The 20,216-nt window shown below is 63.7% G+C and carries 17 protein-coding genes; 6 read left to right on the top strand and 11 right to left on the bottom strand.

The features are described from left to right. Window positions 1-56: 56 nt before the first annotated feature. The 3 genes from QQL85_RS00675 to QQL85_RS00665 all read right to left on the bottom strand — a co-directional run bounded on the left by QQL85_RS00675 (window position 57) and on the right by QQL85_RS00665 (window position 4,029). The gene (locus QQL85_RS00675) at window positions 57-2,459 is read right to left on the bottom strand and encodes a TonB-dependent siderophore receptor (protein WP_284356278.1); all 2,403 of its coding nucleotides are present in this window, start codon (window positions 2,457-2,459) and stop codon (window positions 57-59) included. Between the two features lie 119 nt (window positions 2,460-2,578). Next, complete coding sequence (locus QQL85_RS00670) at window positions 2,579-3,526, bottom strand: FecR domain-containing protein (protein ID WP_284356279.1); 948 nt, start codon at window positions 3,524-3,526, stop codon at window positions 2,579-2,581. Then, complete coding sequence (locus QQL85_RS00665; protein ID WP_284356280.1) at window positions 3,523-4,029, bottom strand: sigma-70 family RNA polymerase sigma factor; 507 nt, start codon at window positions 4,027-4,029, stop codon at window positions 3,523-3,525. Before QQL85_RS00665 ends, QQL85_RS00670 begins: the two co-directional genes overlap by 4 nt. 107 nt (window positions 4,030-4,136) lie before the next feature. Between QQL85_RS00665 and QQL85_RS00660 the strand changes: the two genes are divergently transcribed. Beyond that, the gene (locus tag QQL85_RS00660) at window positions 4,137-4,604 is read left to right on the top strand and encodes an OsmC family protein (protein WP_284356281.1); all 468 of its coding nucleotides are present in this window, start codon (window positions 4,137-4,139) and stop codon (window positions 4,602-4,604) included. A gap of 168 nt (window positions 4,605-4,772) precedes the next feature. Further along, window positions 4,773-6,485 (top strand): SulP family inorganic anion transporter, encoded by a 1,713-nt coding sequence (locus tag QQL85_RS00655; protein WP_284356282.1) that lies wholly within the window; start codon window positions 4,773-4,775, stop codon window positions 6,483-6,485. On the opposite strand, the gene QQL85_RS00650 is transcribed toward QQL85_RS00655, so the two are convergent. The 8 genes from QQL85_RS00650 to QQL85_RS00615 form a co-directional block, all read right to left on the bottom strand. Beyond that, window positions 6,482-7,492, bottom strand: coding sequence for a DUF2955 domain-containing protein (locus tag QQL85_RS00650; protein WP_284356283.1), 1,011 nt, complete (start codon window positions 7,490-7,492; stop codon window positions 6,482-6,484). The genes QQL85_RS00655 and QQL85_RS00650 overlap by 4 nt on opposite strands. Beyond that, window positions 7,482-8,579, bottom strand: a complete 1,098-nt coding sequence (locus QQL85_RS00645) for an HlyD family secretion protein (protein WP_284356284.1) — start codon at window positions 8,577-8,579, stop codon at window positions 7,482-7,484. Before QQL85_RS00645 ends, QQL85_RS00650 begins: the two co-directional genes overlap by 11 nt. Continuing rightward, window positions 8,576-10,096, bottom strand: coding sequence for an efflux transporter outer membrane subunit (locus tag QQL85_RS00640; protein WP_284356285.1), 1,521 nt, complete (start codon window positions 10,094-10,096; stop codon window positions 8,576-8,578). Before QQL85_RS00640 ends, QQL85_RS00645 begins: the two co-directional genes overlap by 4 nt. Before the next feature lie 13 nt (window positions 10,097-10,109). Next, complete coding sequence (locus QQL85_RS00635; RefSeq protein ID WP_284356286.1) at window positions 10,110-11,207, bottom strand: AI-2E family transporter; 1,098 nt, start codon at window positions 11,205-11,207, stop codon at window positions 10,110-10,112. A 39-nt stretch (window positions 11,208-11,246) separates the two neighbouring features. Then, the gene (locus QQL85_RS00630; RefSeq protein ID WP_284356287.1) at window positions 11,247-12,443 is read right to left on the bottom strand and encodes a monovalent cation:proton antiporter-2 (CPA2) family protein; all 1,197 of its coding nucleotides are present in this window, start codon (window positions 12,441-12,443) and stop codon (window positions 11,247-11,249) included. 36 nt (window positions 12,444-12,479) lie between these two features. Further along, window positions 12,480-13,298, bottom strand: coding sequence for a polyphosphate kinase 2 (gene ppk2, locus QQL85_RS00625; RefSeq protein ID WP_284356288.1), 819 nt, complete (start codon window positions 13,296-13,298; stop codon window positions 12,480-12,482). Window positions 13,299-13,400: 102 nt separating this feature from the next. Then, window positions 13,401-14,021: an isochorismate family cysteine hydrolase YcaC gene (gene ycaC, locus QQL85_RS00620; protein WP_010951959.1), complete on the bottom strand. Its 621-nt coding sequence runs from the start codon at window positions 14,019-14,021 to the stop codon at window positions 13,401-13,403. A gap of 87 nt (window positions 14,022-14,108) precedes the next feature. Beyond that, window positions 14,109-15,128, bottom strand: coding sequence for a transporter (locus QQL85_RS00615; RefSeq protein ID WP_284356289.1), 1,020 nt, complete (start codon window positions 15,126-15,128; stop codon window positions 14,109-14,111). Window positions 15,129-15,416: 288 nt separating this feature from the next. Between QQL85_RS00615 and QQL85_RS00610 the strand changes: the two genes are divergently transcribed. The 4 genes from QQL85_RS00610 (at window position 15,417) to QQL85_RS00595 (ending at window position 20,216) form a co-directional block, all read left to right on the top strand. Next, on the top strand, window positions 15,417-15,806 hold the full coding sequence (locus tag QQL85_RS00610) for a YybH family protein (RefSeq protein ID WP_284356290.1): 390 nt from the start codon (window positions 15,417-15,419) through the stop codon (window positions 15,804-15,806). Window positions 15,807-15,901: 95 nt separating this feature from the next. Next, a complete protein-coding gene (locus QQL85_RS00605; protein ID WP_284356291.1) occupies window positions 15,902-17,401 on the top strand; it encodes a purine-cytosine permease family protein in 1,500 nt (499 codons plus the stop codon). Window positions 17,402-17,414: 13 nt separating this feature from the next. Then, window positions 17,415-18,845 (top strand): aldehyde dehydrogenase family protein, encoded by a 1,431-nt coding sequence (locus QQL85_RS00600; RefSeq protein WP_284356292.1) that lies wholly within the window; start codon window positions 17,415-17,417, stop codon window positions 18,843-18,845. Between the two features lie 153 nt (window positions 18,846-18,998). Continuing rightward, the gene (locus QQL85_RS00595; protein WP_284356293.1) at window positions 18,999-20,216 is read left to right on the top strand and encodes a DUF3422 domain-containing protein; all 1,218 of its coding nucleotides are present in this window, start codon (window positions 18,999-19,001) and stop codon (window positions 20,214-20,216) included.

Genomic DNA, 20,216 nt, shown 5'->3' with positions numbered 1-20,216 from the left:
GGCCCCTACAGACAGACTGTGCCCACAAGAGCAACGAATGGCTGTGGGGCCAGGCCTTAGAAGTCCCCGCGCAAGCTCAGCATGTAGCTGCGCGGCATGCCGTAGGTGGTCCCGCGCGTCCAATAGCCGGTCGAGTCGAAGTACTTGCGGTCCAGCAGGTTCTCCACATCCACACCCACCGTCCAGTGCTGGTCCAGCTTGTACGCCGCCCGCGCATCGAACACGGCCCGGCCGCTGTTGCTGACGCCATTGTAAGCATCGTAATAGTGGGACTGGGCCGACACACCACCGCCGACACTGAAGCGATTCCACTCCCCCGGCAGGGTGTAGTGGGTATTCACCCGCAACAGGTGCTTGGGCGTTTGCGCCGAGATCGGCCCACCCGTCTCCGACTGCGTAGTGTTGAAGGTGTAACCTGCTGCCACTTGCAGGCCTGGCAGCAACTCACCGCTGGCCTCCGCCTCGAAGCCCTTGCTACGGCTGATGCCATCGCTGTTCACATAGCAACGGCCGGCAACGTCGGTCGGGCAGTTGCCGTCGTTCTCGTAGTCACGCGCGGCAACGTCCTTCTGCTCGATGTAGAACAACGCAAAGGACAGGTTCAGACGCTTGTCGAACAATTCGCCTTTGATGCCGGTTTCGTAGTTGGAACCGATGGCGGGGTCGAGCATCTTGCCGCCGGCACTGCGGTAGCTGGCCTGTGGCATGAAGATGTCGGCGTAGCTGGCGTACAGCGACCAGTTGTTGTCCAGGTCGTATAGGGCACCGACAAAAGGCGTGAACTCATGCGTCTGTTCGTTGGTGCTTTTCAGCCCGCCGCTCCAGGCCTCGGTCTTGTACCAGCTCAGGCGCCCACCCAGCACCAGGCTCAGGTCCTCGGTCATGTGCAGACGGGCATTGAGGTAGGTGCCGTAACGGGTATCGAAGGTATCTTCCTTGTAGTCCCAGCCTTGCCGCGAAGGCTCGGGGACAATGCTGTGGTCCGGGTCGAATACATTGAGCGGGATGGGGCTGTCGAGCTTTACCGTGGCGTCCTTGTCATTCATCTTGCGCCTGGACCAGTTGGCCCCCAGCGACAGCTGATGGCTCAGGCCAAAGGCTTCGAACTCGCCGTCCAGGTGGCCGTCCACCGCGTTGGCGGTGACATCGAACTTGTGAAAGCTGGTGTCGTTGATCATCGGGCCGGTGGGGCTGCCGTATTCCAGCGTGTCCTCTGCACTCCACTCGATGGCACTGCGGTTGTAACGGCTTTCGGAGTGCGACAGCGCCAGTTTGCCACTCCAGTTATCGTTGAAGCGGTGGTTCAGGTCGGCGAACACCTCATCGGTGCGGGTTTGCAGCGTGGCCCAGTCCTGGCCCAGAAAGGTGGAACGCTTGAGGTGCGGGTTGCTGCCATCAGGGTTGTTCGGCAGGCCCAGCACACTGTAGCCATCGATCCGAGAGGTTTGCCGGCGCAGGCCCAAGGCCACGGTGGTGGCATCGCTCAGGTCGCCCTCGACAATGCCGTACAGCAAAGGCCGCTTGGACTTGCTGACATCGGTGAAGTAACCACGGTCCTCGTAAGACGCCACCACGCGGCCGCGCAAGGAACCTTGCGGGTTCAGCCTGCCGCTGGCATCCAGGTCGAGCCGATAGTTGTCCCAGGAGCCCGCGCGGGTGGTCACGGACAAACGTGGTTCAACAGTCGGGCGCTTACGCACCAGGTTCACCGCGCCCCCGGGGTTGCCGGCCCCCACCAGCAGGCCCGATGCACCACGCAGCACTTCGACGCGGTCGAACACCGCCATGTCGGGGATCATCCAGCCGGTGTAGGCATAAGCCTGCCCGGCCACACCGTCGACCATGTAACTGTCGTCGGTGATGTCGAAGCCTCGGGAGCTGAAGTGGTGGTTGCCATAACCACGGTTGGCGCGGGTGATACCTGTGGTCTGGGCCATCACTTGGTCCAGTGACACCAGGTTCTTGTCGTCCATCAGTTTACGCGTGACCACGGTCACAGACTGAGGGGTGCGTCGCAGCGACTGAGGGGTTTTGCCGATGGTCACGGCGCCAGTGGTGTACGAGCCTGAACCCTCGGTGGTTTCGCCCAGGCCCACGCTGTTGATATTGGTGGCCCCCAGCTCCAGCGCACCTTTGGCGTCGACCGCCGGCACCACACTGAAGGTGCCACTGCCGGTGACGATCAGCTGCAGACCACTGCCCGCCAGCGCCTGTTGCACGGCCTGCAAAGCGCTCATCTCCCCCTCGATGGCCGGTGCCTGTTTGCCGACGACCAGGGCGGGGTCCAGCGACATTACCTGCCCACCCTGGCGGGCGATGGCATTGAGGGTTTGCGCCAGGCTGGCGACTGGCAGGTCGAAACGCAGCAGCTGTTGCTGCGTGGAACCTTCCGCCCGGACGAGGGCCGTGGGTGTGGTGGCCAGGGCAATGGCGAGGGCAAGGGGCCAGGGTTTGAACACGTGGATACTCCTGAATTTTTGCTGTTGTCAGGAGAGAGGTGGGACGAGCGAAAAAAACCGGACACGAATGATAAAAATTTTCATTCAAAAGTAAACCCTGCGTCTAATGCAAACCCTCATCAGCGCGCTTCGATCAGGGTCATCCAGGGGCCATAGCGCTCGACGCGTATCGGCATGGTCTCTTCAAGGGCAGCCAAGGTGCGCTCGCTGTCATCCAGCGGGAACACGCCCTGCACGCGTAAATGGCGCACTTGCGGGCTGACGCGAATAAACCCCGACCGATAGGGGCGCAAGGCTTCTATAACCGAAGCCAAGGGCTCGTCCAGCACGCTGAGATGGCCCTGCACCCAGTCGGCACGGTAGGCCTGGCCGGCGGCCAGCGGCTCGATGCGCTGCGCATGCAGCAATGCCGCCTGGCCCTCCCCCAGGTCCAGTTTGGCACCCCTGGGCAACGAGACACGCACGGCATGCTCCAGCACCACCACGCGGGTGGCATCCCCCAGTTGCTCGACCAGAAAACGCGTGCCCAAGGCGCGTACATCACCTTGGTCACTGCGCACGATAAACGGCCGGGCAGGGTCTGCCGCCACCTGCACCACCAGCCCTCCCCTGTGAACGCGTAACAAACGACGACTGCCTGAGAAGGCGAGGTCGACAGCACTGCCAGCGTTCAGCGTCAGCTGGCTCCCGTCAGCCAGCGTGAAACTGCGGCGCTCACCAGTGCCGGTACGCAAGTCGGCAGTCAATGCCTGGCCGGTGTCGCTACGCGCAGCGAACCACAGGCCGCCACCCAGCAGAGCAAACCCGGCCAGTGCGCGTAGCACATCGCGACGGCCCACCTCCGGTTGCAGCAAGGTATCACGCAAGCTGCCGGGGGCTCGGCGCACCACCTCGAAGTGCCCACCCAGGCCGCGCTGCAATTGCTCCCAGGCATGGGCGTTGGCCGGGTCATGCCCCAACCACTGCTGGAACAGTACCTGTTGCCGGGCATCGTCACGCCCGGAGCGCAGGCGCACCATCCAGGCAATGGCCTGTTCGGCGGCTGGGCTCAGTGCATGGCGACTCATGATTGCGCCCCACTCAGGTAGCACTGGCGCAAGGCCTGAGTCATATAGCGGCCGACCGTTCGTTCGGACACATCCAGGCGTCGGCCGATGTCCGCGTAGGTCAGGCCGTCGAGCTGGCTCATGAGAAAAGCCTTTTTCACCACCAGTGGCAACCCTGCCAGGCTACGGTCGATGGCGTGCAGGGCTTCCAGCAGCAGGTGGGTGTCTTCCGGCGAGGGCGCCAGCGCCTCGGGCAGCAGCATCAGCCGCTCCAGATAGGCCTGCTCCAGGCGTCGGCGGCGGAGGCGGTCGGAGATCAGCCGTCGGGCAATGGTCGAGAGGTAGGCTCGCGGCTGCTCGATGGACGCCGGGTCGACCCGGGCGGCAAGTAGCTGGCAAAACGTTTCGGCAGCCGTGTCTTCGGCGTCTGGGCGGTTGCTCAGGTGCCGTTGCACATGCCGCAGTAACCAGCGGTGGTGATCGCTGAAAAACAGACCCAGCTTGCTGGTGTGGGATGCGGGCACGGGCGGGACCAGAAGTTAATGAGAATTTATCGCATCTTATAGGCAGGACGCAGGAAGCGCTATAGTCGGCGTTACCCGCAATGGGCTCATGCGTTCAAGGAGGACAGATGAAAGAACACCAGTACGAAGTGCAAGTGACCTGGACCGGCAACAAGGGCGATGGCACTTCCAGCTATACCGCCTATGCACGCGACTTCAACGTTGAAGCCCCCGGCAAGCCTGCCCTGGCCGGATCGGCAGACCCGGCCTTCCGCGGTGACCCGCAACGCTGGAACCCGGAAGACATGTTGGTGGCATCGTTGTCGGCCTGCCACAAGCTCTGGTACCTGCACCTGTGTGCGGTGAACGGGGTGAATGTGCTGGCGTACGTCGACAGGCCACTGGGGCGTATGGTGGAGGGCGATGCACAGGGCAAGGGGCGCTTCACTCAAGTACTGCTGCGCCCGCAGGTGACCATCAGTGCGGGCTCGGACCGGGAGGTTGCCTTGCGTTTGCATGAGGATGCGCACCATGAGTGCTTTATTGCCAACTCGGTGAATTTCCTGGTTGGGTGCGAGGCGGTGGTGACTGTCTAGATGGCTCGAGATTGCCGGGGCTGCATTGCCAGCCCATCGCGACACAAGGCCCCACACAGGGAAACGCGCACGCCTGTGTCAGTACATTCCAGTTGATGGATCGCAAGGCGGCCCCCGGCGCCAGCACCTATTCTGTGATTGAGCACCCTCCTCCCCAGAGCCTGCACCATGTCTGAACCCACTCGCTTCGACTGGCAACGTTGGTTACCCGGCCTGGTCACCCTGCTCCACTACAAACCAGCCTGGCTAGCCAAGGACATCGCCGCCGGCCTGGTGCTCACCACCATGCTGGTACCCGTGGGCATTGCCTACGCCGAAGCGTCCGGCGTACCCGGCATCTATGGCCTGTATGCCACCATCATCCCATTGCTGGCCTATGCCCTGTTCGGCCCCAGCCGTATCCTCGTGCTGGGGCCGGACTCGGCACTGGCTGCGCCGATCCTGGCGGTGGTGGTGCAGTACGCGGCCAGCGATCCACAGCGGGCAATCGCTATCGCCAGCATGATGGCGCTGGTCGCCGGGGCGTTCTGTGTCATTGCCGGGCTCCTGCGCCTGGGCTTCATCACCGAGTTGCTCTCCAAGCCGATCCGCTATGGGTACATGAACGGCATCGCCCTCACGGTATTGATCAGCCAATTGCCCAAGCTGTTCGGCCTGTCGGTGGACAGCCAAGGCCCGCTGCGCGATATCTGGAACCTGATCCAGGCCTTGCTTGCCGGCCAAGGGCATTGGCCAAGCTTCATGGTCGGTGGTGGCAGCCTGGCGCTGATCCTTTTGCTCAAGCCCTTCAAGCGCGTACCGGGCATTCTCATTGCGGTGGTGCTGGCCACGCTGGCGGTGAGCCTGCTGGGGCTCGACCAGCAAGGCGTGAAAGTGCTCGGCGAGTTACCCCAAGGGCTGCCCGGTTTTGTCTTCCCCTGGGTCAGCGACATCGACCTGGTGGAGGTGCTGCTCGGTGGCATCGCGGTAGCGCTGGTGTCGTTCGCCGATACCAGTGTGCTGTCCCGCTCCTATGCCGCGCGCCTGAAAATGCCGGTCAACCCGAACCAGGAAATGTTCGGCCTGGGCGTGGCCAACCTGGCCTCGGGGCTGTTCCAGGGCATACCCATCAGCAGCAGTTCATCGCGCACGCCGGTAGCCGAGGCTGCCGGCTCACAAACCCAGCTCACCGGCATTATCGGCGCACTGGCGGTAACCCTGTTGCTGCTGGTGGCGCCCAACCTGCTGCAGTACCTGCCCAACAGTGCCCTGGCGGCGGTGGTGATTGCCGCAGCACTGGGGCTGTTCGAGTTCGCCGACCTCAAGCGTATATTCCGCATGCAGCAGTGGGAATTCTGGTTGTCGTTCACCTGCTTCGTCGGAGTGGCGGTGTTTGGGGCTATTCCTGGTATCTGCATTGCCGTGGCCATCGCGGTGATCGAGTTTCTATGGGACGGTTGGCGGCCACACCATGCGGTACTGGGCAGGGTGGATGGCACCCGGGGCTACCATGATGTGCAGCGTTATCCACAGGCTCGACGCATTCCGGGGTTGGTGTTGCTGCGCTGGGACGCGCCGCTGTTCTTCGCCAACGCCGAGCAGTTCCAGAGCACAGTGATGGCGGCGGTGGATGCGTCGCCTACACCGGCACAGCGGTTGATCATAGCGGCGGAGCCGGTGACCAGTATCGACATCACTTCGGCTGACATGCTGGCCGAGCTGGACCGGGCACTGGAGGCGCGGGGGGTGGAGTTGCAGTTTGCCGAAATGAAGGACCCGGTGAAGGACAAGATGCGGCGGTTCGGGTTGTTCGAGCATATGGGGGAGAAAGCCTTTCATCCGACGGTAGGCGCGGCGGTGGATGCCTATCTGGATGAGAGCGGGGTTGATTGGCAACCCTAGGCAGCCCGAACCCGGCGCCGGTCGATCCAGATCAGCATGGCACTGGCATACACCGACACCGCCAGAAACAGTGCCATGCGCACCGCAAACGCCTTGTACACATCCTGCCCGCCAGCGCTGTCCTGCACCGACTGCCCCAGCAGGATCAACATTGTCGTCAGGCAACTCACCCAGTACGCCGGGCTCTGCCGGCTCTGCACCACCTGGTACAGCTGCCGCGCCTGCCAGAGCGCGAACAGCAGCACCCACAGAAAAAACATCCACAGGTGCACGAACAGGCTCAGCGCGCCCCACATCAGTATCGCCAGCAACCCGGCGAGCAAGGTTGAGCCGACCAGCTCACGGCTGGCGTGCCGTGCGCGGGTTTCGCCGGCCTGTTGTCCCACGCTCACGGCCTTCATGATCAGCGGCATGTACTGGTCCGGGGCAATCAGCGCCAGCAGGAAGGCCGGCATCACAATCAACGTAGCGCGCAACGCTACCCAGCTGGCATGCTCGCGGCCCAGCGGCGGTGCTACCGGTTGTGCCGGCGCATCGGCAGGTTCGGGAAACAGCACATGTGCCAAGGCCGTGCCCAGCACCGCCAGCAACATGCCTTTGGCCAGCGCTTCGACCACCGACAGCGCCAAGGTGAAGTCGCTGGTGCCCGCAGCAGCAATCATCGTCAGGCCGACTATCAGCAAGTTGGCCAGCAGGCCGTTGCCGCCCCTCAGCGTATAGCGCAACGTAAGGAAAACGCCCACGCCCACCAGCAATACCCCGCTCACCGGGGCGTGGCGCAACAGTGGAATCAGCAATAGTCCGCTGCCACACGCGAGCAGCACCAGAACCGCCAAGGCAGGTGCCGCGCGCAACGGCAACGGCTGGCTGCGCATGGCCAGCAACAACACTGCGAACACGGGTGCCAGGATCGGCACGGGCAGGCCGATGCCGAAGCTGACCGCCAGGCATAACGCCACGCCCCAGGCCAGGCGCAGGGCCCGCAGGCTGCGCAACTCAATAGGCATACGACAGCCAGCTCATCAGCCACATGAACAACCGGCCCAGCAGGTTCAGCGGGTTGCCTTCACTGGGCAACGCCATGACTTCGGCCTGGCCGCCGACCCGCAACCCTGACTTGTCCAGCAACTGGTCGCGTTCCAGCTCGACAACCACGGGAAACCGCTGTGCCGAACGCAGCCATTCTCGGCTGTTCTGCACCGTTGGCAGCGTACCCGGCGGGTTACTCTGGCCCACGCTCACGCCGTAGCCGATGCTGCGAATACGCCCCTTCAACACGGTGCCGGGCAACGCATCGAGCACCACCAGTACTGGGGTATCAGGGCGCAGCCGGCCAAGGTTGTTCTCGGTCATGTCGGCACTTATCCACACGTCATGGATAGTGATCAGGGTCATCATCGGGCTGCCGGCCCCGACATAATGACCAACGTCGGTGCGTAAATCAGTGATAAGCCCATTGGCGTCGGCGCGCACCACAGTTCGGGCCAGGTCCAGGCGGGCCTTTTCGACATTGGCCGCAGCACTGCGCAATTGCGCGTTGTCGTCCAGCGCCCCGCCCTGCTGCTCCCGTGCCCGCTCCACCTCCGCACGGGCCGCCGCCACCTGGCTGATGGCCTGGTCGCGGGTAGCCTGGGCGCCTTCAAGCCGGCGCACCGAAACCGTGCCCGGGTCCTCATCGATCAGGCGCTTGAGCCGTTCGGCGTCCTGCCGCGCTTTGCGCGCGTTGGCCTGGGCCGCCACCAGCGCGGCCTGGGCCGAGTCGATGCCGGCGGTACTGGCGCCGATCTGTCGGCGCACGGTTTCGAGGTCGGCTTCCGCGCGGGCCAAGGCAATGCGGTACTGTTCCTGATCGAGCTCGAACAGCACATCGCCCTGGCGCACCTCCTGGTTGTTGCCTACTGCGACGCGCTTGATCTGCCCTGCCACTTCGGCGGCCACCGGGACCACATAGGCCTGCAGGCGGGCCTGCTGGGTGTATGGCGTGAAACGGTCGGCCAGCAGGTACCAGAGCAGGCTCACGGCAATCAGCAGCAGCACCCAGTGCATGCCGCGGTCCGGGGCTGACGGTGGCGGCGTTGGCGTAGCGTCGCTCATTCGGTTTCACCTTGTGCATGTGCGGTGGGGGCTGGTTCGTCGAGCAGCTCGCCCCAGTCGGTACGTTGCTGCATAAGCTGGCGGGTGGCCCGGTCGACCGGCGCGCGGCTGGTGTCCCAACCACCACCCAGAGCCTTGTACAAGGTCACCAGGCTGCTGACCGCGTTGCCACGGCTGACCAGGTAACCGTCCTGTTGCTGCAACAGCAGTTGCTGAGCATCGAGCACGCGCTGGAAATCAGCGAAGCCTTCGCGGTACTGCGAGCTGGCCAGGTTCAGCGAGCGCTGCGCAGCCTGCGAGGCCTGCTCGCGAATGGTTGCGCTCTGCAGCGAGCGAACAAGCCCGCTGGCGGCATCGTCGGCTTCGCGGGCCGCTTCGCGCACGCCTTGGTGGTACAGCTCGATCAGTTGCTGCAAGCGGGCGTCCTCTATGCGCACGGCGTTCTTGCGCCGGCCATAGTCGAACGGGTTCCAGATCAGGCTCGGGCCTGCAGCCAGGTCGAAGGTGTTGGGCAGGTGGTTGGCTGATAAAAAGGTCCAGCCGATGCTGCCCAGCAGGCTCAGCTGTGGATAAAGATCGGCCTCGGCTACCCCCACCAGCGCCGACTGCGCCGCCACGGCCTGCTCGGCAGCGCGGATGTCCGGACGGCGCTGCAGCAGGTTGGCCGGTACGTCCTGAAGCACTGCGCGGTCTGGCAATGGCAGCTGGCCATGGCCGGCCCCCAACTGCGGCAGCGGCCCAGGCGGGCGGCCCAGCAGCGAGCACAGCACGTTACGCAGGGCGTTGAGCTGGTTCTCGAATTCAGGGATGGTGGCCAGGGTGGCCAGGTATTGGGTGCGTGCCTGCTGCCAGTCGAGTTCGTCATTATTGCCGTGGCGGAACAGCCGCTCGGTGATTTCCAGGCTACGCGCCTGGCGCTTGGCGTTCTCTTGCGCGATATCCAGCCGCGCCTCGGCGGTACGCAGGGCAAAGTAGGTGTCGGCCACCTGGGCGCGCAACAGCAGCATCGCATCAGCGTAATTGGCCTGGGTGGCGAAGTAAGCGGCATCGGCACTTTCGATGGCGCGGCTGAAGCGCCCCCAGAAGTCGATTTCCCAGCCGATGTCGAAGCCCACGCTGGACTGCCAGAACACCGAGTCGCGCGCAGTGGCAGTGCCGGACTGGTCCTGCTTCAGGTACAGGCTTTGCGCCCGCAGTTGCTGCAACTGTGGATAACGCCCGGTCTGCACGATGGCCAACTGTGCGCGGGCTTCAGCGATGCGCAGGCCCGCCACGCGCAGGCTGGTGTTGTTGGCGTCGGCTTCGGCAATCAAGGCATCCAGGGCCGGGTCGGCGAACACCGCCCACCACTCGCGCAAGTCCGGTGCGGCGGCCTGCTGCCCGGCCTGTTCCAGCAGCGGCGTATTCCAGTTGTGTAGCCACGGGTCCTGTAGCGGCTGGAAATCCGGGCCGACCTGGGTACAGCCAGCCAATGCAGCAGCCAGGCTCAGTATGCAGCCACAAGCACGTCCAGACATGACGGGCCTTGGCTCACGCCGCAGGCTGGACGGGGTTTTCCGGTACCTGCAACGCCACCCATTGCCAGAACAGTACATAAGTAACGCCCAAAATCACCGGGCCAATGAACAGGCCGATGATGCCTTTGACCACCATGCCGCCCAATGCACCGATCAGCACCACCGGCATTGGCACATCCACGCCTCGCCCCAGCAGCAACGGTTTGAGCACGTTGTCGGCCAGCCCGGCGACAAAGGTGTAGATGGCAAACACGATGGTCGCGGCAGTAAAACCTTCAACGTTGAACACATAGATGATCACCGGCACCGTGACGAGGGTGGCGGGTGCCTGGGCAATCCCCAGCATCAGGATGACGATGGCCAGCATGCCGGCCCCAGGCACCCCTTTGACCACAAAGCCAACGCCGATCAACAGCATCTGGATGAAGGCAATACCGATCACGCCCTGCGCCACCGCACGAATGGTCGCGGTGCACAACTTGGCCAATGGTTTGCCCCGCTCCTCGCCCGATACCCGCATGGCGATACGCTGTGCCGCGACTTCACCACGGTCGCCGAAGGCCATGATCACCCCAGAGATGATGATCGCACCGATGAACAGCAAGAAAGCCGCACCCGCGCTGGCTGCAGCGCCCAGCACCGTAACCCCTGCGCCCTTGATCTGGGGCATCCACTGGTTCAGCACACTGGCCATGTTCTCCGAGGCCGCAAGCCAAAGCGCATGCACCTTCGGCCCGATCAATGGCCAGGCCGCCACGGCGTCAGGTGGGGTCGGCACGCTCCACGCCCCACTCTTGAGCAACGTCACCAGGCTGTCCACCGATTCACCGATGGACATCACCACCAGGTAGATCGGCACCAGCAGCACCACCAGTACCAGCACCACCACCAGCGTTGCCGCATACCCCTGCTTGAGGCCGGTACGGCGCTGGAGGCGGCAATGCAACGGGAACAAGGTCACCGCCAGAATCACCGCCCACAACATCAATTCCAGAAATGGCTGAAACACCTGGAAGGCGAAAATCACCAAGGCAGCCACCAGGCCGGCCTTGATCAGCACATCCAGCAAGCCCCGCGACAGGGCACTGTCCAGCTTGAAACTCGGCTGCATGCTTATTCTCCGAACATTAAGTGCGCCCTGAGGCACGTTTCAGTGGCTCGATTCGGGGCTTGCTTGTGCTGGGCTGTCGTCACGCAACCGCCGCGCCAGGGCCATCATGACCAAGGGCACCACCGCCATCGACAAGGTGATGGCCAGCACCAGCAGGTCATGCACCTGCTGGCCCAGCACCTGATGGTCGAGCGCAAGCTTGAACACCACGAAGGCAAACTCCCCACCTGATGCCAGCACCACGCCCAGGCACAGTGCCTGAGCCTGATTCAGCCCACCTGCCGTGCGCCCCAGGCCATACAGCAACGGCAGCTTGACGACGACCAACAGCAGCGTCAGCCCCAGCACCGCCAGCGGCATGCTGAACAGCAGGCGCAGGTCGGCGCTCATCCCCACGCCAACGAAGAACAACCCCAACAGCAGGCCCTTGATAGGTTCGATCTGGGTTTCCAGTTCGTGGCGAAACGGCGATTCGGCCATCAGCACGCCCGCCAGGAATGCCCCCAGTGCCATCGACACGCCTACATGCTCCATGACCCATGCAGTGCCCAGCACAACCAGCAAGGCTGTGGCGGTGGACAGCTCAGGCAACCCGGAGCCTACCGTCCACTTGAATACCGGGGTCAGCAGGTAGCGGCCAAAGACAATCAGCACCCCGATGCCAGCTGCCACCGCCAGCAATGGCCAGGCCCCGTCATCGGCCGTACTGACATCACCACCCAGCAGCGGCACCACGGCAATCAGAGGAATGGCAGCAATGTCCTGGAACAGCAGGATGGCCACAGCCAGGCGACCGTGGGGCTTGCCCAGGTCCTTGCGTTCGGCCAGCACCTGCAGGCCAAACGCAGTGGATGACAGCGCCAGGCCAAGGCCCAGCACGATCGCCGCTGGCCTGGACTGGTCGAACAGCCAATACGCCAGCAGGCCAAGCAGCACGGCGGTCAACCCCACCTGCAAGGTGCCTACGCCAAACAGCGCCCGGCGCATGGTCCACAAGCGCCGTGGCGATAGCTCCAGGCCAATGACGAACAGCAACATCACCACGCCCATCTCCGACAGGCGCGCCACGTTGTCCGGGTTGTTCAGCAGGCCGAACACCGACGGGCCGATAAGCATGCCGGCCAGCAGGTACCCAGGCACGGCGCCCATCCGCAAACGCTGCGCCAGCGGTACCAGAAGCACCACGGCCAGCAGGAACACCACCGTCGCCTGCAACAGGCTGCCGTCATGTGGCATGAGCTCGTACCTTCGCAGCTCCCCGCAGGGAGGGGGTCAGAAGCGTTCTTCGACGACCTTGAACGGATAAGCCACGGCCTTGTACTTGCCGATCTTGCCGCGTTTGGGCAACTTGACCAGTTGGTCGCGGGTGATGTCCTTGTAGGGAATGCGGCTGAGCAGATGGCTGATGATGTTCAGCCGGGCGCGCCGCTTGTCGTTGGAATGGGCCATGAACCACGGCGCCCAGGCTGTGTCCGACGCCTGGAACATATCGTCACGCGCCTGGGTGTAATCATCCCAGCGGGTGTACGACTTGAGGTCCATCGGCGACAGTTTCCACAGCTTGCGGCCGTCATTGATGCGGTCCTGCAGGCGCCGGGTCTGCTCTTCGGCGCTGACTTCAAGCCAATACTTGATGAGAATGATCCCCGACTCGACCATGACCTTTTCGAACACAGGCACACCGGTCAGGAATTTGTCCACTTGCTCGCCCGAGCAGAAGCCCATGACCCGCTCGACCCCCGCGCGGTTGTACCAGCTGCGATCGAAGATCACCACTTCGCCCGCCGCCGGCAGATGGCCCAGGTAGCGCTGCAGGTACATCTGGGTCTTTTCCCGATCGGTAGGTGCGGGCAGCGCCACCACGCGAAACACCCGTGGGCTGACGCGTTCGGTAATGGCCTTGATGGTGCCACCCTTGCCGGCACCGTCACGGCCTTCGAAAACAATGCACACCTTCAGGCCCTTGGCCACCACCCACTCCTGCAGCTTCACCAGCTCTACATGCAGGTTCTTGAGCGCTTTTTCGTAGGCCTTGCCGCCCAGTTTCTCTGGCACTTCCTGGGTGGGTTTCTTCCTGGACGGCTTCGACATGACACTCTCCTGAAGGCGAATGAAGAGTCAGTATGGTCGATTCATGACAGTTTGCCGCTTCGCTTACCGATTGAGAGGGGCCGCCGCGCAGCCCCAAAACCACTACTTGGCCAACTTGTTGTAGCTGGTCATGAGGTTGCGGTAGTCCGGGATATGGTTGGAGAACAAGGTCCCCAGCCCTTCAATGTCATTGCGCCAGTCACGGTGCAGCTCACAGGCCACGCCGAACCAGGTCATCAACTGTGCACCGGCAGCCTCCATGCGCCGCCAGGCGGAGTCACGGGTGAGTTCGTTGAAGGTGCCGGAGGCATCGGTGACGACGAACACCTCGAAGCCCTCCTCCAGTGCCGACAGTGCCGGGAACGCCACGCACACTTCAGTCACTACACCCGCAATCAACAGCTGCTTCTTGCCGGTGGCTTTTACCGCCTTGACGAAGTCTTCGTTGTCCCAGGCGTTGATGTTGCCGGGGCGGGCAATGTAGGGGGCGTCCGGGAACTGCTCTTTCAGCTCTGGCACCAGCGGGCCGTTGGGGCCGGTCTCGAAGCTGGTGGTGAGGATGGTCGGCAGCTTGAAGTACTTGGCCAGGTCCGACAGGGCCAGGACATTGTTCTTGAAGCGGTCGGGGTCGATGTCCCTTACCAGCGAGAGCAGGCCGGTCTGGTGGTCGACCAGCAGTACGGCGGCGTTGTTCTTGTCCAGACGCTTGTATTGGAAGGCCATGGCAGATCTCCTTGCTTCAGCGGGTTGGGAGTATCAGCGTAGGCAAGGATGCAGGGGGCTGGAGGCCGTCGGTCGGGTTCCGTCGGGTCAGTATTCCCGCCGTTTGCGAAACGCCCAGCGCCCTACCAGCACGGTGAAGGTCGCCACCAGGGCCACCAGCACCCAGAAGCCATGGGGGTTTTCTGCCAGCGGCACACCGCCGACGTTCATGCCGAAGAAGCCTGCAATGATGTTGATCGGCAGCGCCAGTACGGTGACCACGGTCAGGGTGAACAGGGTGCGGTTGGTCTGCTCGTTGACCTTGGCGGCGATTTCTTCCTGGAGCAGCTTGATCCGCTCGCCCAGGGCGGTGAGGTCGCTGATCACCAGGGTGAACTCTTCGGTGGCCGCGCGCAGCTGGCGTATGTCCTGCTCCTGCAGCCACTCGGGCGGGCGGTTGAGCAGGCGCAGCAGCGCTCCCGGCTCCAGCGCGAGCAGACGCTGCAAGCGCACCAGCACCCGGCGCATGCTGCCCAGTTCGGCGCGGTTGTCGCTCAGGCGCTGGGACAGCAACTGGTCTTCGATACGGTCGACGCTGGTAGTGGTTTCGCGCACGATCTGGGTCAGTACATCACCCTGGTCGCGCAGCAGGTGCACCAGCAACTCGATGGGCGAATGAAAGCGCTCGCCATGCTTGACCGACGAGCGCAGCTTGTCCACCGAGTGCAATGGCTGTAGTCGCGCACTCACCAGCAATTGACTGCTGGCGCATGCCCACAAGGTGGAAATGTCCGACGACACCAGGCCGAAGTTGAACACCACGTCGTTCACCACTGCCAGCAGTGCGGAGTCGGCGTGCTCGATACGGGTTGAGCGGGAACCTTCACGCAGGGTTTCAAAGAACGCGTCGGGCAACTGCAAATGGGTGCGCAACCAGCGCTCACAGGCGGCGTGGGCCAGGTTCAGGTGCACCCACAGGAACTCACCAGGCTCCAGCGGCTGGCCGAGCATGCGCAGCAACTGCGCCGAGTCGATTTCACGCCCGGGCTGGCCGGGGCGGAAGGCGAAGGCATAGAGCAGGCCGAACAGGTCGTGGTCCTGTGGCAGGTGCAGCGCGGGATGGCCCATTCGAACTCGCAATGAGGCACGGGGAGATGGCAGAAATGTTGCTGAATCAACGTTGCAGGCAGATGACAGCCCTTTGCGGGAGCCGGATGCGCCAAGACTTGAAAACTTGAGTGAAGCCTTTGATCACGCGGAGCTTCGTCGAATCGACCCACGATGCCCCCTGCTACTTGGTCGGTACCATCACTTCACAAATTCCTGAACTGATTATTTGCCTTCAGCGATTTGTCCCCTCGCTAACCACCACCAGAATCGCTTCACCATAATCACAAAAACCGTGAGGCCACTCGCGTGGACCAGACACTCCAGGTACGGCAAGCCGCCACCGACCTCGTTGCCGCGTTCGCCAGCAACGACACCGCCCGCTATTTCGCCTGTTTCAGCGAAGACGCCACTTTCCTTTTCCACACCTTGCCGCAACCGTTGCTGTCGCGCCGCGCCTACGAAGACCTCTGGGCCCAATGGCAGGCCGAAGGTTTTGCCGTGCTTGCCTGCGAGTCGGGCAATGCTCAGGTGAGCTTGCAAGGTGAAGTCGCGATCTTCATGCACGATGTGGCCACCCATATCCGCATTGCCGGTGAAGAGCACCAACTGAGCGAGCGCGAGACCATTGTCTTCCGCCGCCACGGCGAGCAGTGGCTGGCCTGCCACGAGCACCTGTCGGTCGTATCGCCGGCCTGATCACCTTTTTCACGCGGCCTTGCCGCCCTGCCATCGCACCCACAAGAAGGCCCGCGCACTGCGCTGGCCCACAACAACCGCGCTGGAGCATCACCATGAGCCACTCGACCGGTATCGAGACCAACGGCGTCGAACAGATCCCCGCTGATCAACGCAACGCCTCCCCGCTGGACCTGTTCCGCTTGATCTTCGGCGGCGCCAATACCTTCGCCACCGCCGTGCTTGGCAGCTTCCCCGTGCTGTTCGGGCTGTCGTTCCAGGCAGGCGTGTGGGCGATTCTGCTCGGCGTCGGCGTCGGCGCGCTGATTCTTGCGCCGATGGGCCTGTTCGGGTCACTCAACGGTACCAACAACGCGGTGTCGTCTGGCGCGCACTTTGGCGTGCACGGGCGTATCGTCGGCTCGTTCCTGTCGCTGCTCACGGCGGTGGCGTTCTTCTCGCTGTCGGTGTGGAGCTCGGGCGATGCTCTGGTCGGCGGCGCCAAGCGCCTGGCCGGCCTGCCGGAAACCGACCTCACCCTGGGCCTGGCCTACGGCCTGTTCGCAGTGCTGGTGCTGGTGGTGTGTATTTTCGGCTTCCGCTTCATGCTGTGGGTCAACAAGATTGCCGTGTGGGCTTCGAGCCTGCTGTTCCTGCTGGGCATCGTCGCCTTTGCCGGGCCGTTCGATGCCGGTTACGCAGGTAGCGTCAACGTTGGCCAGGCGGGGTTCTGGGCGGCGTTCGTTGGTGCAGCGATCTTGGCCATGAGCAACCCGGTTTCGTTCGGCGCCTTCCTGGGTGACTGGTCGCGCTACATCCCGCGCGAAACACCCAAGGCACGCATCATGCTGGCAGTGATCGCCGCCCAGGGCGCCACGCTGATTCCTTTCCTGTTCGGCCTTTGCACCGCCACCTTGGTAGCCACCCAGGCACCGGACTACATCGCCGCCAACAACTATGTGGGCGGCCTGCTGGCGGTAGCGCCAAGCTGGTTCTTCCTGCCGGTGTGCCTGATTGCGGTGATCGGCGGCATGTCCACCGGCACCACAGCGCTTTATGGCACCGGCCTGGACATGTCCAGCGTATTCCCGCGCTTGCTCAGCCGCGCCGGCGCCACGCTGTTGATCGGTGTGCTGGCGATTGGCTTCATCTTCATCGGCCGCTTCACCTTCAACCTGGTGCAGAGCGTGTCGACCTTTGCCGTGCTCATCATCACCTGCACCAGCCCGTGGATGGTGATCATGATCCTCGGCCTGATTACCCGCCGCGGCTTCTACCACGCCGATGACCTGCAGGTGTTCACCCGCGGCCAGCGTGGTGGCCACTACTGGTTCCTGCACGGCTGGAACTGGCGCGGCATGGGGGCGTGGATCCCCAGCGCAGCAGTCGGCCTGTGCTTCGTCAACCTGCCGGGGCAGTTCGTCGGCCCGCTGGGCGACCTGGCCGGCGGCATCGACCTGAGCCTGCCGGTCACCCTGGGGCTGGCTGGCGTGTTGTACCTGCTGTTGCTCAACCTGTTCCCCGAACCTGCTGGCGTGTATGGCCCCCAGGGCCCGCGTTGGGTGCGATGCAAAAGCACCACGCACACGCCGGTAACCACTGCCGAAATGGCCTGACTGGAAACCGACCATGACCACTTCCCACTATATCGCCGGCCGCTGGGTCGAAGGCCAGGGCAGCGACTGCATCAGCGTCAACGACCCTGCGCTCGGGCAACCGTTCGCTGAATTCATGGCTGCCAGCGTCGACCAGGTCGACCAGGCCGTGGCCGCTGCCCGCAGCGCCCTGCCCGCCTGGAAAACCACCAGCGCCAGCGAGCGCGCCGCCTACCTGCGCGGCTTTGCCGAACAGCTCGGGCAGCGCCGCGAAGCGTTGATCACGCTGCAGATGCGTAACAACGGCAAGCCGCGTCATGAGGCCGAAATCGACCTGGACGACGCCATCGCCACCTTCACCTACTACGCCGAGCTGGCAGAACAGCTGCCTTCGAAAAATCGCGATGTGCCGCTGGCCGTGCCAGGCTTCAGTGCCCGTACCCGCCTTGAACCTGTAGGCGTGGTGGGCCTGATCGTACCGTGGAACTTCCCGCTGGTGACCAGCGCCTGGAAGCTCGCCCCGGCCCTGGCCGCTGGCTGCACCGTTGTGCTCAAGCCGTCGGAAGTCACCCCGCTGATCGAGCAGGCCTACGGCCAGATCGCCGATGCCCTGCGTCTGCCAGCTGGCGTGCTGAACATCGTCAACGGCAAGGCCGAGACCGGTGCCGCGTTGAGCAGCCACAACGGCCTGGACAAGCTGTCGTTCACCGGCAGCAACAGTGTCGGTAGCCAGGTGATGCGCAGCGCGTCGGCACAGTGCCGGCCGGTGACGCTGGAGCTGGGTGGCAAGTCGGCGATCGTGGTGTTCGATGATTGCGATGTGGACCAGGCCGTGGAATGGATCGTCGCTGGCATCACCTGGAACGCCGGGCAGATGTGCTCGGCCACTTCGCGGCTGCTGGTGCAGGATGGCATTGCCGATGCCCTGCTGCCACGTTTGCAGGCGGCACTGAATAACCTGCGGGTCGGTAACCCGCTGACCGAAGAAATCGACATGGGCCCGCTGACCAGCCAGGCCCAGTGGCTGAAGGTGGCCAGTTACTTTGCCACCGCGCGCGAGGAAGGTTTGCAGTGTCTGGTCGGTGGCAAGGCCCTGGACCGGGACGGCTGGTTCGTCAGCCCGACGCTGTATGCCGATGTACCGAAAGGCAGCCGCCTGTGGACCGAGGAAATCTTTGGCCCGGTGCTGTGCGCCCGACGCTTTGCCAGCGAGGAACAGGCGATTGCCGAGGCCAACGACAGCCGCTTCGGGCTGGTAGCCACCGTCTGCTCCGCTGACCTGGAGCGTGCCGAGCGCGTCGCCGATGCGCTGGAGGTTGGCCATGTGTGGATCAACTCGGTGCAGGCGGTGTTCGTCGAAACCTCGTGGGGCGGCACCAAAGGCAGCGGGATCGGGCGTGAACTGGGGCCTCGGGGGTTGTCGGCGTACCAGTCGGTCAAGCATGTGACGCGGTGCCTCGGCTGATACCGTAGGGGCCGCTTTGCGGCCTCTTCGCGGGCTAGCCCGCGAAGAGGCCGGTACTGGTAACACAAATCTCTCCCCGCGTGACTTTCCCCTCCCCCCGCAAAGTCCCACTTCCTGGTACCCCCACAATCACAACACCAGGCCGGACCACCCATGCACCCTCAACGCACCGCCTTGCACAACGAACTGCACGCCCGCCCGTCGCTGTACTTCGACGGCCCGGCGCATGTCTTCCACCTGGCCCTGCTCGGCGGCGATGCTGCCTGTACGGCCCTGCTGCAACGCTGCTGCCCGGATGCCCTGGACACTGCGGCCGCCCAAGGGATCACCCGCCTGGGCGGCCATCCGTTCAAATGGGAGCGACACACCGAGTTCTTCACCCTGACACTGGTAGTGCCCTGCACGGCTGCCGACACCGAGTGGCAAGCCCTGCCACCCATACTGGCCGAAGCCATCGCCCCTCAGTCGGCACAGGTGATCAACGCCGTGCAGGTGCTGGTACGCGAGGAACAGGGCCTGGACCTGCCCCACTACCGTTTCAAGGACCCCTGCGGCTCGTGTGTCGGTGGTGGCGATGCAGTGGTGTGGAGCGACTTCCGCCTGACCGAGGACGGCACCAACCGCTTCCTGTTCATCAACCGCCGCCTCAATGCCTACCGCCAGGGCCGCATGATCCGTCGCCTGCTGGAGATCGAGACGTACCGCATGATGGCCTCGCTGACCCTGACCACGGCCAAGCAACTGGGCCAGGAACTGGATGCCTTCGACAAGACCCTGGTCAGTCTTTCCGAGCGCAGTGCCGGGGGCGATGGCCATGATTCCAAGGGGCTGCTGGAAGCCATTGCCCACCTGTCACGCCAGGTAGTCAGCTGCACGGTGAAAACCCGCCACCGCTTCGGCGCCACGCAGGCCTATGCGCAACTGGTGTTCGAACGCCTGGGCGAACTGCGGGAAAGCCATGTAGGCGACTGCCAGCGCCTGGGGGTGTTCATCGAGCGCCGGTTCAAGCCGACCGTGCGCTACTGCGCAGCCACCGAACAGCGGCTGGAGCAACTGGCGAAGAACGTGGCAAACCTGGGCGACCTGTTGCAGGCGCGGGTGCAGGTGGAGATGGAAGAGCAGAACGCAGGCATCCTGCGTAGCCTCAATGCCCGGGCCGACGCCCAGGTGAAGATCCAGCGGGCAGTAGAGGGACTGTCGATCATCGCCATCACCTACTACCTGCTGAACCTTTTCAAGCTGCTGTATGGCGGGCTGAATGTGCTGGGGTTGGGGCTGACGGCGCGGGATGGGTTATTGGCCATGGCGCCGCCTGTACTGTTTGTGTTGTTGGTGATTCTGCTGCGGATCAGGCAGGCCAAACAGCATTGA

Source organism: Pseudomonas putida, assembly GCF_030159595.1.
Classification (GTDB): Bacteria; Pseudomonadota; Gammaproteobacteria; order Pseudomonadales; family Pseudomonadaceae; genus Aquipseudomonas; species Aquipseudomonas putida_AC.
This window is presented reverse-complemented; position numbering and strand designations above follow the sequence as displayed.

Excerpts from the sequence above, each read along its gene's own strand:
- QQL85_RS00655 (WP_284356282.1), top strand. The coding sequence starts at position 4,773 with ATGTCTGAACCCACTCGCTTCGACTGGCAACGTTGGTTACCCGGCCTG.
- QQL85_RS00660 (WP_284356281.1), top strand. The coding sequence starts at position 4,137 with ATGAAAGAACACCAGTACGAAGTGCAAGTGACCTGGACCGGCAACAAG.
- ycaC (WP_010951959.1), bottom strand. The coding sequence starts at position 14,021 with ATGGCCTTCCAATACAAGCGTCTGGACAAGAACAACGCCGCCGTACTG.
- ppk2 (WP_284356288.1), bottom strand. The coding sequence starts at position 13,298 with ATGTCGAAGCCGTCCAGGAAGAAACCCACCCAGGAAGTGCCAGAGAAA.
- QQL85_RS00640 (WP_284356285.1), bottom strand. The coding sequence starts at position 10,096 with ATGTCTGGACGTGCTTGTGGCTGCATACTGAGCCTGGCTGCTGCATTG.
- QQL85_RS00630 (WP_284356287.1), bottom strand. The coding sequence starts at position 12,443 with ATGCCACATGACGGCAGCCTGTTGCAGGCGACGGTGGTGTTCCTGCTG.
- QQL85_RS00615 (WP_284356289.1), bottom strand. The coding sequence starts at position 15,128 with ATGGGCCATCCCGCGCTGCACCTGCCACAGGACCACGACCTGTTCGGC.
- QQL85_RS00605 (WP_284356291.1), top strand. The coding sequence starts at position 15,902 with ATGAGCCACTCGACCGGTATCGAGACCAACGGCGTCGAACAGATCCCC.
- QQL85_RS00635 (WP_284356286.1), bottom strand. The coding sequence starts at position 11,207 with ATGCAGCCGAGTTTCAAGCTGGACAGTGCCCTGTCGCGGGGCTTGCTG.
- QQL85_RS00650 (WP_284356283.1), bottom strand. The coding sequence starts at position 7,492 with ATGCCTATTGAGTTGCGCAGCCTGCGGGCCCTGCGCCTGGCCTGGGGC.
- QQL85_RS00645 (WP_284356284.1), bottom strand. The coding sequence starts at position 8,579 with ATGAGCGACGCTACGCCAACGCCGCCACCGTCAGCCCCGGACCGCGGC.
- QQL85_RS00600 (WP_284356292.1), top strand. The coding sequence starts at position 17,415 with ATGACCACTTCCCACTATATCGCCGGCCGCTGGGTCGAAGGCCAGGGC.
- QQL85_RS00670 (WP_284356279.1), bottom strand. The coding sequence starts at position 3,526 with ATGAGTCGCCATGCACTGAGCCCAGCCGCCGAACAGGCCATTGCCTGG.
- QQL85_RS00595 (WP_284356293.1), top strand. The coding sequence starts at position 18,999 with ATGCACCCTCAACGCACCGCCTTGCACAACGAACTGCACGCCCGCCCG.